The organism is Asaia sp. A2 (assembly GCF_057319415.1).
On the sequence record NZ_JBXWTO010000013.1, the window covers coordinates 64,877 to 86,199 of the forward strand.

The 21,323-nt window shown below is 60.0% G+C and carries 18 protein-coding genes and 2 pseudogenes; 7 read left to right on the plus strand and 13 right to left on the minus strand.

Going from position 1 to position 21,323, the window contains the following annotated elements:
* The first annotated feature begins 7 nt into the window (after positions 1 to 7).
* Both cydB and ACWNRM_RS11725 read left to right on the plus strand, forming a co-directional pair.
* Entirely contained in the window at positions 8 to 1,030 is a 1,023-nt protein-coding gene (gene cydB / locus ACWNRM_RS11720; protein WP_062164214.1) for a cytochrome d ubiquinol oxidase subunit II, read from the plus strand.
* Between the two features lie 177 nt (positions 1,031 to 1,207).
* On the plus strand, positions 1,208 to 1,342 hold the full coding sequence (locus ACWNRM_RS11725; protein WP_122039115.1) for a DUF2474 family protein: 135 nt from the start codon (positions 1,208 to 1,210) through the stop codon (positions 1,340 to 1,342).
* Here ACWNRM_RS11725 and ACWNRM_RS11730 read toward each other — a convergent pair.
* Entirely contained in the window at positions 1,323 to 1,925 is a 603-nt protein-coding gene (locus ACWNRM_RS11730; protein ID WP_485170941.1) for an HAD family hydrolase, read from the minus strand. The two genes, ACWNRM_RS11725 and ACWNRM_RS11730, sit on opposite strands and share 20 nt — an antisense overlap.
* 72 nt (positions 1,926 to 1,997) lie before the next feature.
* Complete coding sequence (gene gloB, locus ACWNRM_RS11735; protein WP_485170942.1) at positions 1,998 to 2,717, minus strand: hydroxyacylglutathione hydrolase; 720 nt, start codon at positions 2,715 to 2,717, stop codon at positions 1,998 to 2,000.
* Between the two features lie 125 nt (positions 2,718 to 2,842).
* Between gloB and ACWNRM_RS11740 the strand changes: the two genes are divergently transcribed.
* The 3 genes and pseudogenes from ACWNRM_RS11740 to ACWNRM_RS11750 all read left to right on the plus strand — a co-directional run bounded on the left by ACWNRM_RS11740 (position 2,843) and on the right by ACWNRM_RS11750 (position 5,309).
* A complete protein-coding gene (locus tag ACWNRM_RS11740) occupies positions 2,843 to 3,643 on the plus strand; it encodes a methyltransferase domain-containing protein (RefSeq protein ID WP_485170943.1) in 801 nt (266 codons plus the stop codon).
* A gap of 45 nt (positions 3,644 to 3,688) precedes the next feature.
* Positions 3,689 to 4,369 (plus strand): annotated as a pseudogene (locus ACWNRM_RS11745) (phosphatidylserine decarboxylase); the annotation flags it as partial.
* Between the two features lie 163 nt (positions 4,370 to 4,532).
* Complete coding sequence (locus ACWNRM_RS11750; protein ID WP_485170944.1) at positions 4,533 to 5,309, plus strand: CDP-alcohol phosphatidyltransferase family protein; 777 nt, start codon at positions 4,533 to 4,535, stop codon at positions 5,307 to 5,309.
* A 567-nt stretch (positions 5,310 to 5,876) separates the two neighbouring features.
* On the opposite strand, the gene ACWNRM_RS11755 is transcribed toward ACWNRM_RS11750, so the two are convergent.
* From ACWNRM_RS11755 to alkB, 8 genes are all read right to left on the minus strand, one after another.
* Positions 5,877 to 8,156 carry a TonB-dependent receptor gene (locus ACWNRM_RS11755; RefSeq protein WP_485170945.1) on the minus strand — a complete coding sequence of 760 codons (2,280 nt, stop codon included), beginning with the start codon at positions 8,154 to 8,156 and terminating at the stop codon, positions 5,877 to 5,879.
* 724 nt (positions 8,157 to 8,880) lie between these two features.
* Entirely contained in the window at positions 8,881 to 9,843 is a 963-nt protein-coding gene (locus ACWNRM_RS11760) for an ion channel (protein WP_485170946.1), read from the minus strand.
* A gap of 29 nt (positions 9,844 to 9,872) precedes the next feature.
* Positions 9,873 to 11,207 (minus strand): glutamate--tRNA ligase, encoded by a 1,335-nt coding sequence (gene gltX / locus ACWNRM_RS11765; protein ID WP_485170947.1) that lies wholly within the window; start codon positions 11,205 to 11,207, stop codon positions 9,873 to 9,875.
* A gap of 91 nt (positions 11,208 to 11,298) precedes the next feature.
* A complete protein-coding gene (locus ACWNRM_RS11770; protein ID WP_485170948.1) occupies positions 11,299 to 12,084 on the minus strand; it encodes a thiosulfate dehydrogenase in 786 nt (261 codons plus the stop codon).
* Complete coding sequence (locus ACWNRM_RS11775) at positions 12,084 to 12,458, minus strand: hypothetical protein (protein WP_122039057.1); 375 nt, start codon at positions 12,456 to 12,458, stop codon at positions 12,084 to 12,086. The genes ACWNRM_RS11770 and ACWNRM_RS11775 overlap by 1 nt, the downstream gene beginning before the upstream one ends.
* Positions 12,455 to 13,660, minus strand: a complete 1,206-nt coding sequence (locus ACWNRM_RS11780) for a beta/alpha barrel domain-containing protein (RefSeq protein WP_485170949.1) — start codon at positions 13,658 to 13,660, stop codon at positions 12,455 to 12,457. Before ACWNRM_RS11780 ends, ACWNRM_RS11775 begins: the two co-directional genes overlap by 4 nt.
* Positions 13,657 to 15,051, minus strand: a complete 1,395-nt coding sequence (locus ACWNRM_RS11785) for a class II 3-deoxy-7-phosphoheptulonate synthase (protein ID WP_122039058.1) — start codon at positions 15,049 to 15,051, stop codon at positions 13,657 to 13,659. Before ACWNRM_RS11785 ends, ACWNRM_RS11780 begins: the two co-directional genes overlap by 4 nt.
* A 69-nt stretch (positions 15,052 to 15,120) precedes the next feature.
* Positions 15,121 to 15,765, minus strand: coding sequence for a DNA oxidative demethylase AlkB (alkB, locus tag ACWNRM_RS11790; RefSeq protein ID WP_485170959.1), 645 nt, complete (start codon positions 15,763 to 15,765; stop codon positions 15,121 to 15,123).
* A 141-nt stretch (positions 15,766 to 15,906) separates the two neighbouring features.
* Between alkB and ACWNRM_RS11795 the strand changes: the two genes are divergently transcribed.
* Positions 15,907 to 16,293, plus strand: a complete 387-nt coding sequence (locus ACWNRM_RS11795; RefSeq protein WP_023978146.1) for a hypothetical protein — start codon at positions 15,907 to 15,909, stop codon at positions 16,291 to 16,293.
* Between the two features lie 260 nt (positions 16,294 to 16,553).
* Positions 16,554 to 17,384 carry an alpha/beta fold hydrolase gene (locus tag ACWNRM_RS11800; protein ID WP_485170950.1) on the plus strand — a complete coding sequence of 277 codons (831 nt, stop codon included), beginning with the start codon at positions 16,554 to 16,556 and terminating at the stop codon, positions 17,382 to 17,384.
* A gap of 42 nt (positions 17,385 to 17,426) precedes the next feature.
* Here the strand turns inward: ACWNRM_RS11800 and gorA are convergent, their stop codons facing one another.
* From gorA to ACWNRM_RS11815, 3 genes and pseudogenes are all read right to left on the minus strand, one after another.
* Complete coding sequence (gorA, locus tag ACWNRM_RS11805; RefSeq protein ID WP_485170951.1) at positions 17,427 to 18,815, minus strand: glutathione-disulfide reductase; 1,389 nt, start codon at positions 18,813 to 18,815, stop codon at positions 17,427 to 17,429.
* A 101-nt stretch (positions 18,816 to 18,916) separates the two neighbouring features.
* Positions 18,917 to 19,801, minus strand: a complete 885-nt coding sequence (locus ACWNRM_RS11810) for a ferredoxin--NADP reductase (protein ID WP_485172214.1) — start codon at positions 19,799 to 19,801, stop codon at positions 18,917 to 18,919.
* Positions 19,802 to 19,917: 116 nt separating this feature from the next.
* A pseudogene (locus ACWNRM_RS11815) lies at positions 19,918 to 21,201 on the minus strand (S10 family peptidase); the annotation flags it as partial.
* Between the last annotated feature and the right edge of the window lie 122 nt (positions 21,202 to 21,323).

The following is a 21,323-nucleotide window of genomic DNA, read 5'->3' on the forward strand; positions in this document are numbered from 1 at the left end:
GTTTACCATGAATACCCTCGCCTACTGGTTGCCCATCATCTGGGCAACCCTCGCGGCTCTGGCCATCTTCATTTATGTCTGTCTCGACGGGTTTGATCTGGGCATCGGCATCCTGTTCCTCGGTGAACATCGCAAGGAGCATCGTGATGTCATGGTCAACACCATCGCCCCGGTCTGGGACGGTAACGAAACCTGGATGATCTTCGGAGGCGCCACGCTTTATGGCGTGTTCCCCGTCGCCTATGGCACGATCCTCCCCGCGCTTTACCTGCCGATCCTGTTCATGCTGCTCGCGCTCATCCTGCGTGGCGTGGCGTTTGAATTCCGTGTAAAGGCAAGCGGCATTTTCGGCATGGGATTCTGGGATCGCTCCTTCTGCTTCGGCTCACTTGTTGCCTCTGTCATGCAGGGCATCATCCTGGGTGAGCTCATCATGGGGGTGAAGGTCGAGAACAACACCTTCGTCGGCAGTGCGTGGGACTGGGTTGCCCCCTTCCCGCTCTTCTGCGGCTTTGCCGTGGCGGTTGGCTACACCCTGCTTGGGGCGACCTGGCTGGTCTGGCGCACGGAAACCGATCTGAAGGCTGTCATGCAGCGCCTCTCCGCGCCGCTGGGCCTCGGCATGCTGGTGCTGATTGCCATCGTGTCGGTCTGGACGCCCTATCTGCACGCCAACTACATGCATCGCTGGACCGATTTCCCTGAAATCGTCTGGGTTGCGCCCGTGCCAGTTGCCGTGATCGTGCTCGCTGCGCTGTTCTTCATGTCACTGCGCAAGCAGGCAACGCGCCTCACGCCGTTCCTCTGCGCGCTGGGCTGGTTCTTTCTGTGCTTCTCGGGTCTGGGCATCAATGTCTGGCCCTATATCGTACCGCCCACGGTCACGATCTGGTCGGCTTCCTCGCCGCCGGAAAGCCAGCTTTTCCTGCTGGTCGGTGCGTCAATCCTGCTGCCAATCATCCTGGCCTACACGATCTATTCCTACTGGGTGTTCCGCGGCACCGTGACCGCCGATCACCATTACCACTGACCCCGGGCTTGGCCTGACCCGGTATAGCCCTCATGCGATCGACCCAGTTCTTAATGGGGATGGATCTCATGAGGGGCCTATGACCCCCCGGGCACTTCATCGCCTGGGCCTGACTGAATAAAACACTGGTCAGGCTATTTCTGGTCGGCCTGCCACTTCGCCAGAGGAGTTATGACAATGCCTGCTTCTCCCGCCCCTTCCTCCTCCTTCCTTGCCCGTCTCGGCTGGTTTGTCGGACTCTGGGCAGGCGGGGTCGTGACACTGGCTATTGTCGCAACCCTGCTCAGGATCATCATTTTTCATCAGTGGTAAGGTAAGGCCGCACGTCGACGGCCTGCATCCCCGCATTATGAGCGGCCTCAAGCCCCTCCTCCGTATCCTCGAAGACGAGACAGCGTGAGGGGGCAACACCAAGCTTGCTGGCGGCCAGCAGGTAAAGATCGGGCGCCGGTTTGGGATGAGTGACATCCTCCACCGTCACCACGCAATCGAACAGTTCCAGCAGGTCGAGCGTACGCAATGTCGCGGTCACGATCGATTTGAGCCCGGCCGAGGCCACGGCCATCGGAACGTGGCCGAAATGGCTGCGGGCGATCTCGGCTGTGAAACTGTGCTCACGCAACACATCAAGATGGGCTTCGTAGAGCACACGGCAACGGGCAAGCAGAGCCGCCCGGTCAAGTGTCACATCGAACGCTTTCTCATAAGCGTCGAACAGCTTGCTGCTCGAAAGCCCGGTGCGGGCGTAGTACCACTCTGACGTGAGAACCTGACCCTGCTCCGCCAGCGCTTCCTTGAAGGTCAGGAAGTGGACAGGGAGCGTGTCCGCGATTGTCCCATCGCAATCGAAGATGATGGCGTCAAAATCGTAATCGTTCAGATTGAAAGTCGTCACCTGATCTGCCTTTCACCAGTGTACCGGCGGTCTGTTGTCTGACGCGACCTCTCCATAAGGGAGCCATCGATCTCAGAAGCGGTCCTTCGCCTGGCGCAGCCTGCCCAGTTCGATACTGTCAGGCGCACGCAGGAAGGGATTGGTCTCACGCTCAAGCCCGAGACTTACCGGCAGGCTGGGGCGTCCCTCGGCACGAAGCGCCTCGACTTCAGCAGCACGCCGCCGCAGCGCCTCGTTTGTCGGGTCGACACTCAGCGCGAAGGCAGCATTGCTCTGCGTGTATTCATGACCGCAATACACGAGCGTGTCATTCGGCAAAGGGTCGAAGCGGTGAAGGCTGGAGAACATCTCTTCCGCCGTCCCCTCCAGAAGGCGGCCGCACCCGAGGCTGAACAATGTGTCACCGCAGAACAGCGCGGGAACAGAGCGGAAATAGAAGGAGATATGCCCGCGCGCGTGACCGGGGGTCGCGATGACCTCCCCCAGATCATGGCCCACGGCAATACGGTCTTCGTCATGCAGCAGCAGGTCAAGCGGTGGCAAACGGGCCTGATCTGCTTCCGCACCGGCGATACGGGCACCGTATCTCAGGCGCAAGGCCTCGGCGCCGCCAATATGGTCGGCGTGATGATGGGTGAGAAGGATGAGGTCGAGACGACCGTCACCAATCACTTGCGCGACCGGATCGGACTCGCCGGGGTCGATGACGGCAACGATTCCTGTCTGCGGGTCAGTCAGAAGCCAGGCATAATTATCGCGTGCGAAAGGTACGGCTTTGATCTGTAGGCTCATGGTGCAGCTTTCCTGTTCCTGCAGTGTGTTCCGGCGTCAGCTGAGAGAGATATTACGCCTTGCCGGTCGAGAACGCATCACCAGCCCCTCTGGCCCAATAGGGAGGTTCGGTCTAGCGTATCCCCATGCCCAAGCGCCCACCCCAGTTCGTCCCTCCCGATGCTGCCGGTTTCTATGCCAGCCGGCGCGGCGATCAGGTCACTGCACTGCTTATGGCACAACTGGCGGCCCTGCTGCCCGACCCGACCGGATTACGCGTTCTGGGTCTTGGCTATGCGCAGCCCCTTCTGTCTCAATGGCGTGGGCTTGGGCGGGCACGCTGGGTAGCGTCAGCCCAGCTCGACACGCCGCTGACCCGACGCGCGCCCCTGGAAAATCATGACGGTCTCGAGGCGCCCTCATGTCTTGTCGCGCCGGATGCCCTGCCCTTCGATGATCTGAGTATTGATCTTGTCTTGATGGTGCACGGGCTCGAACTGGCCGACCCCCATCCCCTGCTGCGCATGGTCTGGAAGGTCCTTGCCGATCATGGCCGACTGATTATTGTTGTCCCGAACCGGACAGGTCTCGCCGCAAAGGATGACACGTCGCCTTTCGGTCATGGCAGCCCGTTTTCGGCCAGCCAGCTTGACCGCGCTCTGCAACGCGCCCTGTTTCATGCTGAAAGTACGGCCACAGCGCTCAGCGCACCTCTGGCACTGCTGAAGCTGGGTGAACAGGCGGCTCTGATGGCCGATCGGGCGACGGGGTTGCTGGGCCGCAGGCTGGGGGGCGTACATCTGGTGAACGCGTGCAAGGATCTCTATTCCGGCATGCCGGTTGAGGCTGAACGCGCCAAGCTCGCTTTTGGCAGGCGCGTCACCACACTGGCGAGCTCTGCCAGCAGCTGTGACAGCCTGAGTGGAAAACCGGACAGCCAGGGCTGAAAACAGGCAGAGCTTGACCCGAAAGCAAGGTGTCGTAAGACTGCGCCCATGTCCCTGATTCAATCGATCAAATCCGTTCTGGCACCGCCTCACCGCGCCGCCTTCCCCTTTCTCGCACTGACGGGAGGGTTGACCCTGCTCGGCCGCGCAACGCCCTGGCGCGCCACGCGCCTGATTGGCAATGTGGCTTTGGGCGGGTTCGGATTCTGCCTTTACTTCTTCCGCGACCCCAAGCGTTTTCCGCCAGCGCGCACCGATCTGGCCCTGGCCCCGGCTGATGGCCGCGTCGTATCGGTCGAGCTCGCGACGCCACCCGCAGCGCTGAGCATGGGCAGTGAGCCTGTGTGGCGCGTGGCAACCTTCCTCTCGGTGCTGAACGTGCATATCAATCGTATGCCCGCAGCCGGTACGGTCACAAAAATCGCCTATCACGCCGGGCAGTTCCTCAATGCCAGCCTCGACAAGGCCTCTGACCTCAATGAACGCAACGAGGTTCGTCTGACGCTTGAGGACGGTCGTCACATGGCCATCGTGCAGATCGCCGGGCTGATTGCGCGCCGTATCGTCTGCTATGTGGACGAGGGCAGCGCTGTGGAACCGGGCGATCGTTTCGGCCTGATCCGCTTTGGCTCGCGCACCGACCTTTATCTGCCGCCGGGTGTGACGCCGCTTGTCAGCACCGGACAAACCATGGTCGGTGGCGAAACCGTCATCGCCCATCTCTGAGCCTGTAAGCCCCGTGTCAGACACGCTCCCCGGCCCTGCTGAAACGACAGATCACGCCCAGGCCAACGCCGCGCAGGAGACCGCCTCCGCAGATGGGCTGGCTAGCACGCCTCCCCGGCGCAGAAAGCGTCGGTTAAGGCGTATCCGGCCGCGCCGAGTGCGCGTGCGTGGTCCCTCTTTCAACAGGCTCATCCCGAACCTGCTGACCATGCTGGGTCTGTGCGCTGGGCTGAGCGGAATGCGCTATGGGCTGGAGCAGCAATTCGCCTATGCTGCCGCGGCACTCGTGATTGCGGCCTGTATCGATGGGCTCGACGGACGTATCGCCCGTCTGCTGCATGGCACATCGCGCTTCGGGGCAGAGTTCGACTCGTTATCCGATTTTGTATGCTTTGGCGTGGCACCGCCTTTCCTGCTCTATCTCTGGACATTGCAGGCCAATGGCGGGCGCTACGCGTTTGTGCCCTGCATTTTGTTCACTGTGTGCATGGCGCTGCGTCTCGCGCGCTTCAATGCCAGTCTCGACGACGAGGAGAAGCCGGAATATTCCTACAGCTTCTTCACGGGGGTACCCGCACCTGCCGGCGCGGGTGTCGTGCTGTTTCCGATCTTTCTCGGGCTCGAAGCCGACAGGATGCATTGGCCGCTTCTAGAGACCCTCGCCCGCTCTCCCCTGCTGGCAGCCGGTTTCCTGATCCTGACAGCAGCTCTGCTGGTTTCGACACTGCCGGTCTGGTCGTTCAAGAACTTCAAGATCCCGTCACCCTTCGTACTGCCGCTCATGCTCGGCACATTGCTTTATGCGGCAATCCTTCTGGCCGATCCCTGGCTTGCGCTCGCAGCGGCTGGCATCATCTATCTGCTGATGCTGCCCTTCAGTCGCCGGAGCTTCCATCGCCTCAAGGAACAGGCCGAGGCCATGTCTGAAGACGTACCCTGACCAATCCCTGCCATCGTCCGACAAAGAAAAGGATGGAGGCGACAGGGACCGGCACCATGGTCATCACAGCAGATCGTCATCTCCCTCGCCCGTAGCTGGCCGTATTGACCGATGCCGTCCTACTGCCCTCGACTGTCCACCGATCCGCCCCCCTTCCCGTGCTGCCCCATGCAAGGACGGCGCAGGGATCCTGGCGCGATCGGTATACGATGCGGCAAAACGCTCACACGACGGGCAGTTCGATACAGCACCTGAGCATGACCCGCAGCGCCTTGTGAGGCAGCTGAAGATCTGGCACCTATTCAGGCTAAGCTGGCCAAGCCTGAATGGGAAAGCGGCCAAGAGCGCTTTCGCGAAGGCTGAAACAGACACGATCGTAACGCGCCTGTACAAGCGAGTCTGGTCCGCGCAATGCCAGTCAGCCACTAACGCGAGCCGGTGCTTGCCACACCTGCGCAGACAGCCTTGCTGATAAGCCAGCGAGCCTTTCAAATTCGTCCACACCCCATCTTCTGCGCGCAAATGAGGTGCGTCGAATATACATCCTGATACCGGGCGGATCGGCCCTCAGAAAGCAAGCTCCACCTGACCACCGAACTGGCGCGCCTCATTGAAATAACCCTGAAGACCCGTCGTCACACCGAGCATCTTGAAATAGACATGCTGCTCGGCAAAAAGATTTCGTGCCCAGAGCGAGAACGTCGCCTTGGACCCCGTATTGCCAAGACGCACATTGCCCACGCCAATGCGCCCGTTCACGATCAACCCGCTATCACCCTTGGGTTGATAGACGTTCTTCGGATTTCCCACGCCTGCGTAAACAGGATCCGTGGTGCTGGCATAATACCCGCTATCAATATTCCCATCGAGATGCGCAAGGAGCGTGAAGCCCTGGAAGGGGCGGGTGTAGTCCACCTGGAAACTGCCAGAATGCGCCGGGGTGTAGCTCTGGTAGATCGGCACAAGCATCGAGCTGACCACACCCACGGAGTTGGGATAGGGATTGGCGGTAGGCGGGATGTGCACATAGTTATAGGCGTAGGAGAATCCTACAGTCAGATAACGCAGGGGGGTAATGCTCAGATCGGCCTCGACACCACTCAGATCGCCGTGACCGGGCGCGTTGATCGTTGAGGTGGTTGTGCGCGTGGTCAGCTGATTGCCGATCTGATAGGGTTTGCTGAAGTCAACCTGGATGTCCTTGTAGTCACCCCAATATCCAGCGACGTTGAAACGTACACGCTGGTCAAGGAACTCGGTTTTGGTTCCAACCTCAAACATCGATACGGATTCGGGACCGAAAGCCTCGTAATCCTGCGCACGCGAGTTGGCACCGCCGGGCTTGTAGCCCGTGCTCCACTTTCCATACAAAATGGCGTGTCTCGTCAGGTCTCCACTGATTTCGAGCAGCGGATCGACCCGCGACCAGCCCGCATCGAAATCGATCGGCCCGGAAATTCCTGCCGTATTGACCGGTGGCTTGTTGTTGACCGTGCTGAGCGTCCCTTTCTTCCCGTCATGCGACCAACGCAGTCCTGCTGTCAGATGCAGGGCGTCATGCAGCACGGGCGGCGTATAGACGGCATTGCCGTAAACGCCCCAGCTTGTCGACGTAACCCGGCTGGCACGATCGATAGGCTGCAACCCCCAATCGTCATAGGCGGGCCCGGACAACAGCGAATAGGCGCTCCCTGCAGCGTCGGTAAACCTGTTGGTGTAGAAGGCCTGGGCATTATCCGATGCGTGCTCGCGATAATAGAGGAACCCGCCCTGATATTTCAGGCGCTTCGTATGGCCGAAAGCCTGGATTTCCTGACTGATCTGATCCTGCCAGAACCCGGCAAGCGAGTTACGCGCAAAACTCATACCCGTGAAGTTGCCTGTCGTATTCGACATGCTGCTCGTCACCATGCCATTATCATACTGGCTCTGGCTCAGTTTACGATATGCTGTGATTGATCTGAAACTCAGATATTTTGGAATCGCCTTGTAGTCCAGCGTCATACGATGCCCGCTGTTCTTGCCGATACTTGGTTTTTCCGGGACGCCCACCGTTGCAGCCTTTGCACGCGAAGTCTGTAAGGTTGCAAGCTGCGCCAGCTTGTTCGTGCCCCCCTTCAACATCTGGAGCCACAGCGTGGTGGTACTGTCATAGGAGTTGTCATAAGCGTAATCAGCAGTGAAATTATCAACCGGATGATACATCGCCTCTACATGCACACCGTGCTTGTCGTACTGGTTGAACCCGCCGGTATCAGGGTGCGGGTTTTTGACCAGCGGCGCTCGATGGGCCGTCACGGCGTCTATCTTGATCGCCAGATCATGAAAAGCTGGCAGGTCCAGATGCAGCTCGCCCTTGTTACTGTTGTAATTGCCGAAACCACCCAGCAACCGCATGCCGAACTTGCCCGTCGGCCTGCGTGTCACGATATTGAGGGCACCGGCTTCGGTGTTACGACCAAACAGCGTGCCCTGCGGCCCCTTGAGGACTTCCATACTCTCGACGTCGAACAAGGCCGTGCCGAGCGCCTGGGGGCGGGCCACATACACACCATCAATATAAACGCCTACGCCCTGATCACGCGCGGGCTGGTTGCTGTCACCCAGCACGCCAACGCCGCGAATATTGACAACCAGTGCCGAGTTGCGACCTGAAAACTGGGCAATGCGCAAAGAGGGCACCGAGCCATCGCCAAGATCGACCAGAGATACAACGTGCCGGTTGGCAAGCTGCTTTGCGCTGATGACAGATACCGACTCCGGTTCCTTTTGATAATTTGGGCCATGTCCCTGGCCTTTAACGCTGATGCTCTCCGGCGTGGCATGACGGGCCGGGTGATGAGACACGGGAGCCTTTGCTTTCTGACGGCCTGCGTTACTACGCCCTGCATCGCCGGACTGGGAAATATTTTTCTCATTGCGCGAAACGCCTTGTGTGCTGTGCCTCGATACCCTGCCTGAAGCTCCAGCCGGGACACCGCCGACCCCCAGGACAGATGCCTGCGTCTGATCCGGCTGCGGAGCAGCGTAGGCTGCGCCAGTGCTGCAAAGGAAAGTGAACACCAGGCACAGTCTTTGACCTTTCAACACAAAAATCTCCTCTATGCCGGAGGCGTCTGGTCGCATCATCCGGCCTTTTCGCAGTCGATCTCACATCCGGTGACGTCGCCCATCCAGCGCGTTTCGGATGCGTTTCACTTAGATCGAAAAAGAAATAGTTTTGTGTCGAAACAAGTATAGTCTGTGAATTAAATATTTCCATGACTTTGTTGAGAAACATTTTTATCATTTATTTGTCATATATTTCGTGATACGATTATATCTGACGATTTTTCGATCTTAACTCGCTATTTATGTTTTTATTTGCGAAATAGATGCTGTACGCAGCAAGATCCGTGCTCCCGCGCTTACGCGAGACAAGCATGTCCTGCAGGCTTCCGAGCCTTTGCCGCCCAGACACGATCAGAGATGATGTATCTCAGGAACATGGATTACCGGCACGAACAGCAGACCGCCCCCCACAACAGAGCACAGGGTTTTCGGGTGCGGCGCGAGGCATTGAATAATACTCTCAGCCGACGCTCTCGGCTTCCTTCTCTATATCATGCAGGCGTTTGTAATCGACGCGGTAATTGCCCAGTTCGTCCTGGAGAACCATGTCTACAAATCGCATGCCCTTGATCATTTTGGCATGATCATAACCGTGCTGGATAAGAACGGCCTGCCCTGTCGCCTCGTCCGTACCGCGTACGGTAACCAGAATTTCGGCGTAGGTTGCGTCAAGCTGCTCAACGCTCAGAACAGCGAGCGGACTCGCGCTGTCGATGGGATGCACGAGCGTCTCGGTAAAGCGCAATTCCGGCACCTGCGATTGCAGAAGGGACAACGGGGTGAAGATGCGGGTCGGATAGCCCCCTTCCCCAATCACGAATTGCGACAGGGAAAGCTCAGCCTCCATGGCCAGCACGGCACTTTTGCGGGAATTTGCCAGCCGGATACATAGCACGGACGGCGTTGCCCGCTGACTGATCACCCCGATATGGCTGAACAGGATCTGCGTGCGCGGGCGCGAGAAACGCGCAAAGACCACACCGGTCGAGAGCGCATTGATCATCATGCCCAGTAGCGCCTCGATTGACACAAGCGCGTTGGCCATATGGCCGCTTGGTGCCATGACACCATAACCGACGGTGGAAAGCGTCTGCACGCTGAAGAAAAAAAGCGACAGCAGATCAAGATCGGCCGCATTGTTGATCTGGGCATTGCATAGCCGATAGAGCAGCGCAAAGGCCAGATTGATCACAACATAGGCAATCGTGGACCACCCCAGAAAACGGGGCCATGAGGTGGTCAGAGCATGATGGTAAAGATCGGTCCAGAAATTACTGCCAATGCCAACCCGTATGACCGAGGCCCGCTGGCGCTCCGTGCCGATCTCGTCACGGCCCCGCCTCGTTCCGTCGGCAGCGCCCTGCAAGGGCAGACCGGACTGCACCCTGAAAAACTGCCGCCAGCGGGATCGGTCGTGTTTCATGGCACTTGTACAGGCACGTACTGGTGACGCTAGCCTATGGCCGCTTCCTGCAGGCGACGCAGAACCAGTTCACGGCCCATCAGCGGCAGAAGGGCATGCAGCTCGGGCCCGGCCTCCTCACCCGTCAGGGCAAGACGCAGCGGATGGAAGAGAGCCTTGCCCTTGCGACCAGAAACGTCCTTCAGCGTCGCGATCCATTGCTTCCACGTCTCGCCATCCCACGGGGCGTCAGGCAGGGTCTGCTGCGCCTGCTCCAGGAATCCGGCCTCGTCACGCAGGGAGGGAGGCGCGATGTCGCCCTGCACCACTTCCCACCAGAAACCGATTTCGCCGGTCAGATCGACATTGCCACGTATGGCATTCCAGAAAGCCTCGCTCGCCCCTTCAGGCAGGCGGGTGCGAACATCCTCGAAGGACAGGGTATGCAGCAGGCGGCGGTTGAGCCCCAGAAGATGCTGCATGTCGAAACGCGCTGCCGAACGCGAAATGTGCGACAGATCGAAACTCGCGATGGATTCTTCCAGCGTCATGGGCACCGGGTCGTCCGAACTGCCGATTCTGGACAGGTAGGACACTACCGATTGCGGCTCCATGCCATCATGACGCAGCGCACGCAGCGACAACGCATCGAAGCGCTTGGACAGCTTGCCACCACCTTCATCCAGCAACAGGGGCAGATGGGCGAAGGTGAAACGCGCCCCCTTGCCACCCAGTGCCTCGATGATATCGAGCTGAACACCGGTGTTGGTAATATGGTCCTCACCACGGATGATATGGGTAACATCCAGCTCCATGTCGTCCACGACCGAGGCCAGCGTATAGAGCACCGTTCCATCGGCCCGTACGAGAACAGGGTCGGAAATGGCTGTCAGCTTGACCGACAGATCACCCATCACCAGATCGCGCCAGCTCTTGTGACCGTCTGAAAGGCGAAAGCGCCAATAGGGCGTCTTGCCGTTGGCTTCGGCACGCTCGCGCTGCTCAGGCGTCATGCGCAGCATCGCGCGGTCGTAAATGGGGGGCTTGCGCGCCTTGAGGCGCAATTCGCGCTTGGCGGCCAGTTCCTGCTCACTCTCGAAACAGGGATAGAGTCGCCCCGAAGCCTTGAGGGCCTCGATCGCCTTGGCATAGCGGTCGAGCCGCTCCGACTGATGGGCCATCTCGTCCCAGTCGAGACCGAGCCATTCGAGATCCGTCTTGATCCCCTGCTCGTATTCCGCCTTGGAGCGCTCCAGATCCGTATCGTCGATGCGCAGCAGGAATTGTGCGCCATGCTTGCGGGCATACAGGGCATTGGCGATGGCAAGGCGAGCATTGCCAACATGGAGATAGCCGGTCGGGCTGGGGGCGAAGCGCAGTTTCATGCTGCTTCTATGCCAAGGGCGCGGGCAATTTTCCATAGCCCGCGCACGGTATCGCCATCAGAAATATGCGTGAGTCCGAAAAGCGGTGCGTTCAGAAAACCCGGGAGAACCCCGCCCGCTGCAATTCGGCGAGTGCACCAAGTGCGCTCGGGGTCACGATGGCACGCGGATCGAGATGGTTCGTCAGCGTTGCCGCAAGCTGTTCCTGTCTCGGATTACCGGCCACGGCACCCAAAGCGAGCAGACGCCCGGCATGGGCCCAAACAGCATTATGGCAGGCAAGGAACACAACGCCACGGGCCTGCAAGGCCGGAATACTGCGTCCAGCCGCCCCGTAAATGCCCTGCTCATCCTGATGATGGCGCGAATACCCTGTAGCGGCCTGCCTGAGCGGCAGTACCGACTGGCCCGAAGACGTCAGACGTGACAGACCATAACGCGACCAGGCCTCGTCATCGTAAAGAGCCAGCTGCGCCTCACTCCACAACGCCATGACAAGCAGGGCCTCGGGATGACCGAATGAGAAAATCTCGCTGTTGAGCAGGTTCTGCGCCTCGACGGGCCAGTTTCCTGAAAGCGACGTCCCGGTCCCGACCATGCGCTCTTCGCTGCGATAGGCCCTAAGGGCTTCGAAAGCGACGTCGTCCCACAGGTCGGGATGATCCAGCAGCCGTGGCAGCGTGGTGAACTGACGTCGGCGCGGCACGGCCTGAAGCTGACGGCTCAGCGCAGGCAGGCTGGTCCGGGGCGATGGCGGCTGAGGGATGACCGCTGAACTCGTCTCCCGTGCCACTGCGGCGCGTGAAAACGCTGCAAGCAAAGGACCAGCCGCGCCAGCCGACAGGCCAGCCAGAATCTCACGCCGGTTTATCGGCATCAGAGCTCGATCTCCTCATCATCCTCCACAAGACGGCGCGGATCGAGGGTGCGCCAGTCACGCTCCATCGGCGTAGCGGGGTTGGCAGCGAAATCCTCAAGTTCCGATGCAGACTTCCAGCCATCATCTCCGGCCTCGACGACAATGGCGTCTTCACCGAACGAGAACCACGCTTCGAGCACCTCACGCCCTGCGGCCCCGCCAACGCGGCAGCGCTCGACGCTGTCGCGCACATAGGCACGTGCGTAGGCATTGGCGTGAGCGAGGTCCTGAAAGTCTTTCACCTCCTCCACGATGCCTTCTTCCGCACCGCCCGAATTATCGAGAATACGGACAAACCAGCCGCGATCGGGTTCTGCTTCAGAGCTGCTCATGCTTCGCTCTCCTTCTCTCTGGACCGGATTTTCTGCAGGAGGAATTCGCGTCCGACTTTCACCCGCTTCTCACCGTCATAAGCCACGATATCGGCCGTGGCGTAGGTTTCGTTCCATTTGACCGGAATGAACGAGCCTGTCCCGACCACATCGAGCGGGGCATGGGAATCACGCATGGTCATGCATTTCTGCAGGCCAAAGCCCGACGAAACGATGATCCGCACCTCGGGGAAACCAGCGGCGTTGAGCTGCTCGCGCATCCACCAGATGGCAGCGGCCGACACGCCTGTGCCGACCAGATCCTTCAGTTCGTTATCGGAGCGGTAGCGCCGTATCGTACCGGGCGTATGACGCTCCAGCACGGCGTAGGACGATTGGGGGTCGAGCCCTTCAATGAAGCGCCCGCCATGCGTATCGAGACGCACGCTGATTCGCCCCTGCGCCGCCAGTTCGGGGAAGCGACGGCACACTGCGAGCGCATCGGTGATTTCCTGCCCGAAGTAATCGACCAGCACCACGAGAGGGTCGTCAGGGTAGACTTCGCGATACATCTCCGCGGCACGCAGGGTCGAGCCCGCATAACCGATCAGGGCATGAGGCATGGTGCCCAGCCCATGATCCTGGCCGAAAAACGCCGCCGTGACATCATTGGCGCAACCGACAAAGCCCTTCGCGCCCTCGCGCCGGGCAGCGCGTGAGCCGATCGAGGCGGCATAGCCCATCATTTCCTGCATCTCAAATCCGGCACAATGACGGGCTTCCATGGCCATGAACGCTGCATCCGGCAGGGCCAGCGCCATCTGATAGGCATTATGGGCCGCGACGCAGGCTGAGCCGAGCTTTTGCAGCAAAAGGGTTTCGAGGGGGGCCATGCGGGTAAAAGGCCCGGTCAGGTAGAGCAGCGGCTCGCCTGCGCCAACCCAGCTTCCCTCAGCGTAGATCGTCTCGATTTCGACCAAAAAACCCTGCTCACGCGCGACATTCTCGAGCCACGCGACCATCAGCCCATGCGCCGCAATGACGGGCCGGCGAATGAACAGCGCGTAGGTGACCTGACACTCGCCAAAATGCGAGACGATCTTCTGCGTCCGGTTGAAATAGGCGTCTGTCCGCCCGGCAATCTCGCCGGGTGTCAGAGCGAGTTTCGGGCTTAGCGCCGCATCGAGTGCAGCACGTCCCTCATCGGCTTTGGGGGGCGTCATTCCCGCAACGCCCCGTGATCGCGGAAGTGACCCGTCAGTTCCTCGGCCAGCAGGAACGCCATTTCGAGCGACTGCTCGGCATTGAGGCGCGGATCACAGAACGTCTCGTAACGCCCGGCAAGGTCAGCTTCCGTCAGACAATGGGCACCGCCCACGCACTCGGTGACATCCTGCCCGGTCATCTCGATATGGATGCCGCCAGGACGCAGCCCAGCCTGCTGGAATACCGAGAAGAAGCCCTTCACCTCGCCAAGAATCGAGTCGAATGAGCGGGTCTTGATCTTGTCTGCCGTGGCAATGGTATTGCCATGCATCGGGTCGCACAGCCATGTCACCGTGCGGCCGGAGCCACGCACCTTGTCGAGCAGCGGCGGCAGGAAATCACCCACCTTGCTGGCGCCCATGCGGGAAATGAGCGTGATGCGACCGGCCTCATCCTTCGGGTTGAGGATATCCAGCAGCTTTTCGAGATCTTCCAGCGTGGTGGTAGGGCCGACCTTGATGCCAATCGGATTGCCCACGCCGCGCAGGAACTCCACATGCGCCCCGTCGGGCTGGCGTGTCCGATCGCCAATCCACAGGAAATGGGCCGAGCAATCGTACCAGTTCTCGCTCAGGCTATCGATGCGCGTCAGGGCCTGCTCATAAGGCAGCAAGAGCGCCTCATGCGAGGTGTAGAACTCGGTCTCGTTGATCTGCGGCGCGCTCTGGTTGAAGCCGCATGCCCCCATGAAGGACAGGGTCTCATCAATGCGCTGGGCCAGGTCCTGATAACGTTCGGCCAGTGGCGAGCGCTTGACGAAGCCGAGATTCCAGCGATGCACCTGATGCAGGTTGGCATAGCCACCCGATGCAAAGGCACGCAGCAGGTTCATCACGCCGACAGACTGGAAATATCCCGTTTCCATACGCGCCGGATCAGGGATACGCGCCGCCTCGGTGAATTCCGGGCCATTGATGATGTCACCGCGGTAGCAGGGCAAGGTCACGCCGTTCTGCGTCTCGGTGTCGGAGGAACGCGGCTTGGCATATTGCCCGGCCATACGCCCGATCTTGATCACCGGCACCTTGGCTCCGAAGGTCAGCACCACCGCCATTTGCAGCAGCACCCGGAACGTATCGCGCACGATATCAGCGGTGAACTCGTTGAAGCTCTCGGCACATGCCCCGCCCTGAAGCACAAAGGCCTCGCCACGCGCTGCCTTGGCAAGCTGGCTCTTCAGGCGCCGCGTCTCGCCCGCAAACACCAGGGGCGGATATCGCCGCAGACGGGCTTCGACAGAGTCGAGCGCGGCTGCATCCAGATAATGCGGAGCCTGACGAATGGGGTGCGACCGCCAGCTCGACGGCGTCCAGCCGGCGTGCACAGCGGATTCGCGGTTCGGGTGCATGAGAGTATTTTCCTTGAGCCGAAAAAAAGGGCTCTCACTATGAAACGGAATGACCGATCCGGCTAGGGGCTAGCGTTCTTGCACCCGGCGAAACGTCAGATTCCAGCGCCGATCTCCCGTCACTTGATGGTGGCCCGGCTTCAGCGGGGCAATCCCATGATAGGCCAGACGCGACGGGCCACCCCATACCACCACATCCCCGCTCAGAAGGGAGAGCCTGCGTGTCGGTGCCGTGCGCTCCAGCCCACCGAAGAGAAATTGTGCGGCCACACCAAGCGAGACCGAAACGATCGGGCTATCCAGCGCCGTCTCGTCGCGGTCCTGATGAAGCCCCATGCGGGCACCGGGCGCATAACAGTTGATCAGACAGGTCTGGGGCACGAAGCCCGGATAGCCTGCCTGCTCCGCCATGATCCGGGCCAGTTCGAACCAGTTATCCGGTATCCCCGGCCAAGCCACACCAGTCAGGGGGTCTCGGGACTCGTAACGATATCCAGCCTTGTCGGAATGCCAACCCAGTGCGCCACAATTTGTCATCTCGACCGAAAAAAGCCGACCACCCGGCGTCTCAAGGCGGCGCAAGGGCGCTTGCGCCGTGATTTCGTACAGCTGTTGCATCAGCCCGGCCTGCATGGCCTGCGCAGCGCCCGGCAGAAACAGGGCGCCGGGTGCCAGAAGCGCAGGCTGTCTGGCTGCTGAGAAGAGATCGTCCATCATAATAGGCTCTTGCCGCCTCTGGTCTCACGAACTACTTGAAAACAGTATCTGCGCCAGAGATCGGGCCGAATTCCGAAATGGCAACCACCACTCCTGTGCGGCGACCGCAGCGGGACGAAACTGCAAGGGAAAGCTTTCATGGCAAAGCTCCGTCGCGGCGCCTTTCTGGCCGCCACTCTGTTTGTTCTGCCTGCCGGAACCGCCTTTGCGCAGTTTACCGGACAAAACGCCCCCAATGAGGCCCATGCGCCGCAGAACAACAGCAACGACACCGGTGTGGAATATCACGGCAAGGGCGAACACCTGACCGCCAAGGGGCGCCACTCCCTGCCCCCCGGCTATCAGGAAACGCCAAGCACCGAATTCAAGCACGGCCCGGACCCCGACCACGCCGATAACGTGCAGCGTGACGCCGTTACCGGTGCCGATCTGAGCAAGTTCGGCTCGGCCTATTCCAATTCCAGCCCAGTCCAGAGCGGCCAGCTTGGCGATGCCACCGGCAATGGCTGGGTCGCGCCGCGCTGATACGCCTCCACCCGGCTGCAATAACTCAGGCAGCCGGATGACATCCCCGCGGAAGACTGCCCGAACCTTCTGCGGTCAAGGCGGGGCCGAACGCTTCGCCCGAATACTCTCCCCATACCAAGGCCTCACCGTCGCGTGACGCTTGCTGGCGGCTGCGGAACTTCAGACCGGACGCCCTGTTCTTTCCTCCATGCCAATCGCCTGGACATGGCCCCGTTGCGGGTGCCGCGCCGACAGGCCCAATGCAGAGGACAGGGACCATGCCTTCATTGAAACTACGCGACGGCAACAGCCTTCACTTCAAGGATATGGGCAGGGGTCGGCCCGTATTGCTGGTGCATGGCTGGCCTCTGACGGGCGATATGTGGGAATATCAGACCCTTGCCCTGCTGGAAGCCGGATACAGGGTTATCACCTATGACCGTCGAGGCTTTGGCCAGTCCAGCCACCCTTTTGGCGGCTATGATTACGATACGCTCACCGGTGACCTCGCCGAACTGATCGATCATCTCGATCTGCGCGATCTCACCCTCGTCGGGTTCTCAATGGGTGGTGGCGAAGTGGCGCGCTATCTGAGCAGCTATGGCTCTTCGCGCCTGGCTGGCGTTGCGCTCATTTCCTCGGTCGTGCCCTACCTGCTGCAGGATCAGAGCAACCCGGATGGCGTACCGGTCGATGTCTTTGCCGATTTCAAGGTCCAGATCCGACGGGACCGTTTCCATTTTCTGGCAGAGTTCCTCAAGGGCTTCTACGGGGTCAGCATGATCCGCAAGCCGGTCAGTCAGGCGCTTATCGACTGGAGCTTCACGCTCGGGATCATGGCGAGCCCCAATGCCACGCTCGACTGCATCGATTCATTCAGCCGAACCGATTTCCGCCCTGATCTCGCAGCCTTTACGGTGCCGACGCTGGTCGTTCATGGCACTGGCGACAAGACAGTGCCCTACGAACTGACGGGCAAACGCGTGAGCGAAGCACTCCCCCATGCGCGCTATGTCGAATATGACAGCGCCCCTCATGGCCTGTTTGCCACTGATGCCGATGCGCTCAACCGCGACCTTCTGGCCTTTCTGAACAGCACCGGCATCTGACATCACTCCCCTCTCCGGTTTCCCCGGAGAGGGCCCGACGCGTCATCCCTTGCGGGCAACCTGACGCGTCGGGCTGCGCATGGTCACGAATTCCTCCGCCGTAGTGGGGTGGATACCGATCGTGCGATCGAAATCGATCTTCTTCAGCCCGGCTGTGATGGCGATCGCAATGCCCTGCATCATTTCCGCAGAGGCGTCGCCCATCATATGCGCGCCAACCACCTTCTGGCTCTCACGCTCGACAACCAGCTTCATGAAGGCCTTGCGCTCGCGGCCGATCAGCGTCTGACGGAGCGGACGGAAAGACGCTGTGAACACCTCGATATCCGCCTTTTCCGCTGCCTCCTCCTCGGTCAGTCCGACACTTGCGAGCGGCTCCGAGAAGAAGACCGCCTTGGGGGTGGTCTCGAATGACCAGCTTCTGGCGTGGCCGGTATAAAGCGCCTCTGCCAGAATATGCCCCTCGGCGATGGCAACAGGAGTCAGATTGATCCGGTCCGTAACATCGCCAATGGCGTAGATGTTTTCCACATTCGTGGCGGATTGGTCGTCCACGGCAATAGCGCCATCCTTGACCGCCACCCCGACACCGTCCAGACCCAGCCCGTCGATATTGGGCTTGCGTCCGGTGGCGAAGAACACGCAATCGGTCTCGATCGTCTCGCCATTGCCAAGGCCGGTCCGATACTGCCCGTCTCCCAGCTTCTCGATCTGTTCAGGGCTCTGGCCTGCATGAACAGCGATGCCATGATGAGGCAACGCCTCATGCAGCTTCTCGCGCAATTCGCGGTCGAAGCCGCGCAGTGGCAGATCCTGCCTGAAAACCAGATCGACTTTCGAGCCAAGCCCCGCGAAGATACCGGCGAACTCGATACCGATATATCCGCCCCCGATGATGCAGATCCGCTCCGGGCGGGCCTTGAGGTGAAAGGCCTCATCGGAAATGATGGCGTGTTCGGCACCCTCGATCGGCGGGCGTGTGGGGCGGCCACCTGTGGCGATCACGATGCGCTTTGCCGTCACCCGTCGCGGCTCGACCTGCTCGTCCAAAGGGCCCGGCCCGATCTCGATCGTGTTGGCATCGATCAGTCTGGCACGCCCGATAAACAGCTCGACCCCGGCCTTGCCCAGCATCGACTTGTAGATGCCATCGAGCCTTTCGATTTCCTTGTCCTTGGCCGCGATGAACCGTGACCAGTCATGGGCACCCAACTGCACGTCCCAGCCATAAGCACGCGCATCCTCAGCAGATTCGGCCCCTTCTGATGCATAGACCATGAGTTTCTTGGGCACGCAGCCCAGATTCACACAGGTCCCGCCCCAGTGGCGGCTCTCGGCAATCGCCACCCTCGCACCGCTCTGGGCGGCGATACGAGCAAAGCGTACCCCGCCCGAGCCCGCACCAATCACGAAAACATCGAAATCCGGCATCAAGCCTCTCCCCAAAATCAAACGCGGCCGGAAAATCTCCCGGCCGCGCATGGTATGTTCAGTATTCTGTTCTGCGCCCCTTCAGAACGGGGCGGGAGGGCTTAGCGTTCCGCAAAGGCCTTCTCGACGACATAGGAGCCCTGATTACTCATATTGCCTTCGTCAAAGCCCATGGAAAGCAGCAGCTTTTCCGTATCGGCCAGCATTTCTGGCGAGCCGCAGATCATCACGCGGTCATGCTCGGGATCGAGCTTGGGCAGGCCCAGATCCTCAAAGATCTTGCCGTTTTCGATCAGCGTGGTGATGCGATCGGTCACAGCGAAGTCTTCACGGGTAACGGCCGGATAGTATTTCAGCTGCTTGGACACATACTCGCCAAGGAATTCGTGGTTCGGCAGGTCATGGCGGATATGGTTCATGTAGGCCAGTTCGCCCGAGACACGGACGGTATGGCTCAGCACGACATTCTCGTAACGCTCGTAGCATTCCGGGTCTTCGATCAGGCTCATGAACGGGGCAAGACCCGTACCCGTCGAGAGGAAATAGAGGTTCCGGCCCGGACGCAGATTATCGAGCAGCAAGGTGCCCACCGGCTTGCGACCGACGAGCACAGTGTCACCCACCTTCACATGGCGCAAACGCGAGGTCAGCGGGCCGTCTTCCACCGCAATGGACAGGAATTCCAGCTCTTCCTCGTAATTGGCCGAAGCGATGGAGTAGGCGCGCAGCAGCGGCTTGCCCTCGACCTCGATGCCGATCATCGTGAACTGACCGTTCTCGAAACGCAGACCGGGGTCGCGCGTGCAGGTGAATGTAAACAGACGGTCGGTCCAGTGATGAACGCTCAGCACTTCACAGGCCTGAAGATGCCCGTATTCCTTGCTCGGTGGGGCAAGGTGGTACTGGCCGGGATGACCCTCGACAGGCAAGAGGCCGGACAGGGGCTCATCAATGGTCGGCATCGGCAGAGAGACAGGCGCGTTCATTGGCACTCTTTCGCAGGGAACAGGGGGCGGGCGGTCTGACACCGCCCAAAGTGGCGAATTTTCTAGAGCATCCCTCCGCCATTTGAAAACCCCACAGCTGCGCCTGTTTTAAATTATTACGACGATTTTGGATGCGTCCTTGCAATAAACTGCGAAACGTTATCGTGCATTTCCTTCAACGCGGGCAGATGGGCGTAGACCATATGACCTGACGCATATTGCTTGATCTCGATATTTTTCGCGAGCGCGCGGGGGATCGGCAGATGGCGCATTTCATACACACCCTCAAAATAGGGCGTGCCGAGATCGTAATAACCCTGGTTGAGCATGACCTGTAGCGAGGGGTTGGTTTTCATCGCCATCGCCAGATCCGGCAGCACATTGGGCTCGCCACGGGCCGGACCGCGCTGATCGGGCTGCTTGTGGGTGAAGCTCCACTTGCCGATGCTATGGGCGCTCACACGATATTCCATATACCCATCGCCAAAGGACGGATCGGCCCCGTAATGCAGCGTCTTGCGCGCATAATCGTTGAACGCCGCCACATAGGCCGATTCCATGGCCGCCGATTGCGGATCATAGGCCGGGCGCTGGGCCAGCGGGTCGAGGCTCGGGCCTGAAAAGCGGCTGTCGAGGCGCCCCGTATCCTGCCCCTCATCACCCAGCAGCGTCTTGGCAAACTCGCCGCCATTCACGCGCAGATCGGCCTTGATCAGATAATCGACCGGCAGGCCCGTATAGCGATGCAGCTTTTCTGCCGTGGCCTTGAGCTTCTCATCGCTGATGCCGGTGCCATCCTGCAGGGCGGAGGTGTAGTCGGTCAGCGCAAAACGTTCGACCTCGGCCAGAAACGCCTTCAGATCGGCAGGCTGGTCGGGCAGCTTGTGATGATACCAGGCTGTCGCGGCAAAGCTCGGCAGGCCCAACACATAAGGCTGGTCATTGCTCGGATTACCCTGCGCACGATCGATGGAATTGCCGTAATTCAGGATCTGGGAAAGCAGGATCACACCATTGAGGTCGATCCCTTTCTCATTGGCCAGGGCATTGGCGATGATGGCGGAACGCGTCGTGCCATAGCTTTCGCCAAACAGGTATTTGGGTGAGTTGTAGCGCCCGTGACGCGCCAGAAACTGCGCGATGAAATCGGTGAACGCAGCAGCATCGGGGTCAGTGCCGTAAAAGGCCTTGTCACGATCCTTGCCGATCACGCGGCCGAAACCCGTGCCCGGTGCATCGATAAAGACGAGATCCGTCGAGTCCAGAAGGGAATCGTCGTTATCCACGAGCTTGTAAGGCGCAGCGGGGGTATGGACATCATCCGATGTCACAACACGCTTGGGACCAAGCGCCCCCATATGCAGCCAGACCGTCGCAGACCCCGGCCCACCATTATAGATGGGGTGGATGGCTCCCGATCACGGCATCTATAGTGCCAAAGGTGAGGACGCCATCTTTGCGTACCTCTGATAGTGGAGCCATCCGAGATGACGATTACCACGATTGGTTTGGATCTGGCCAA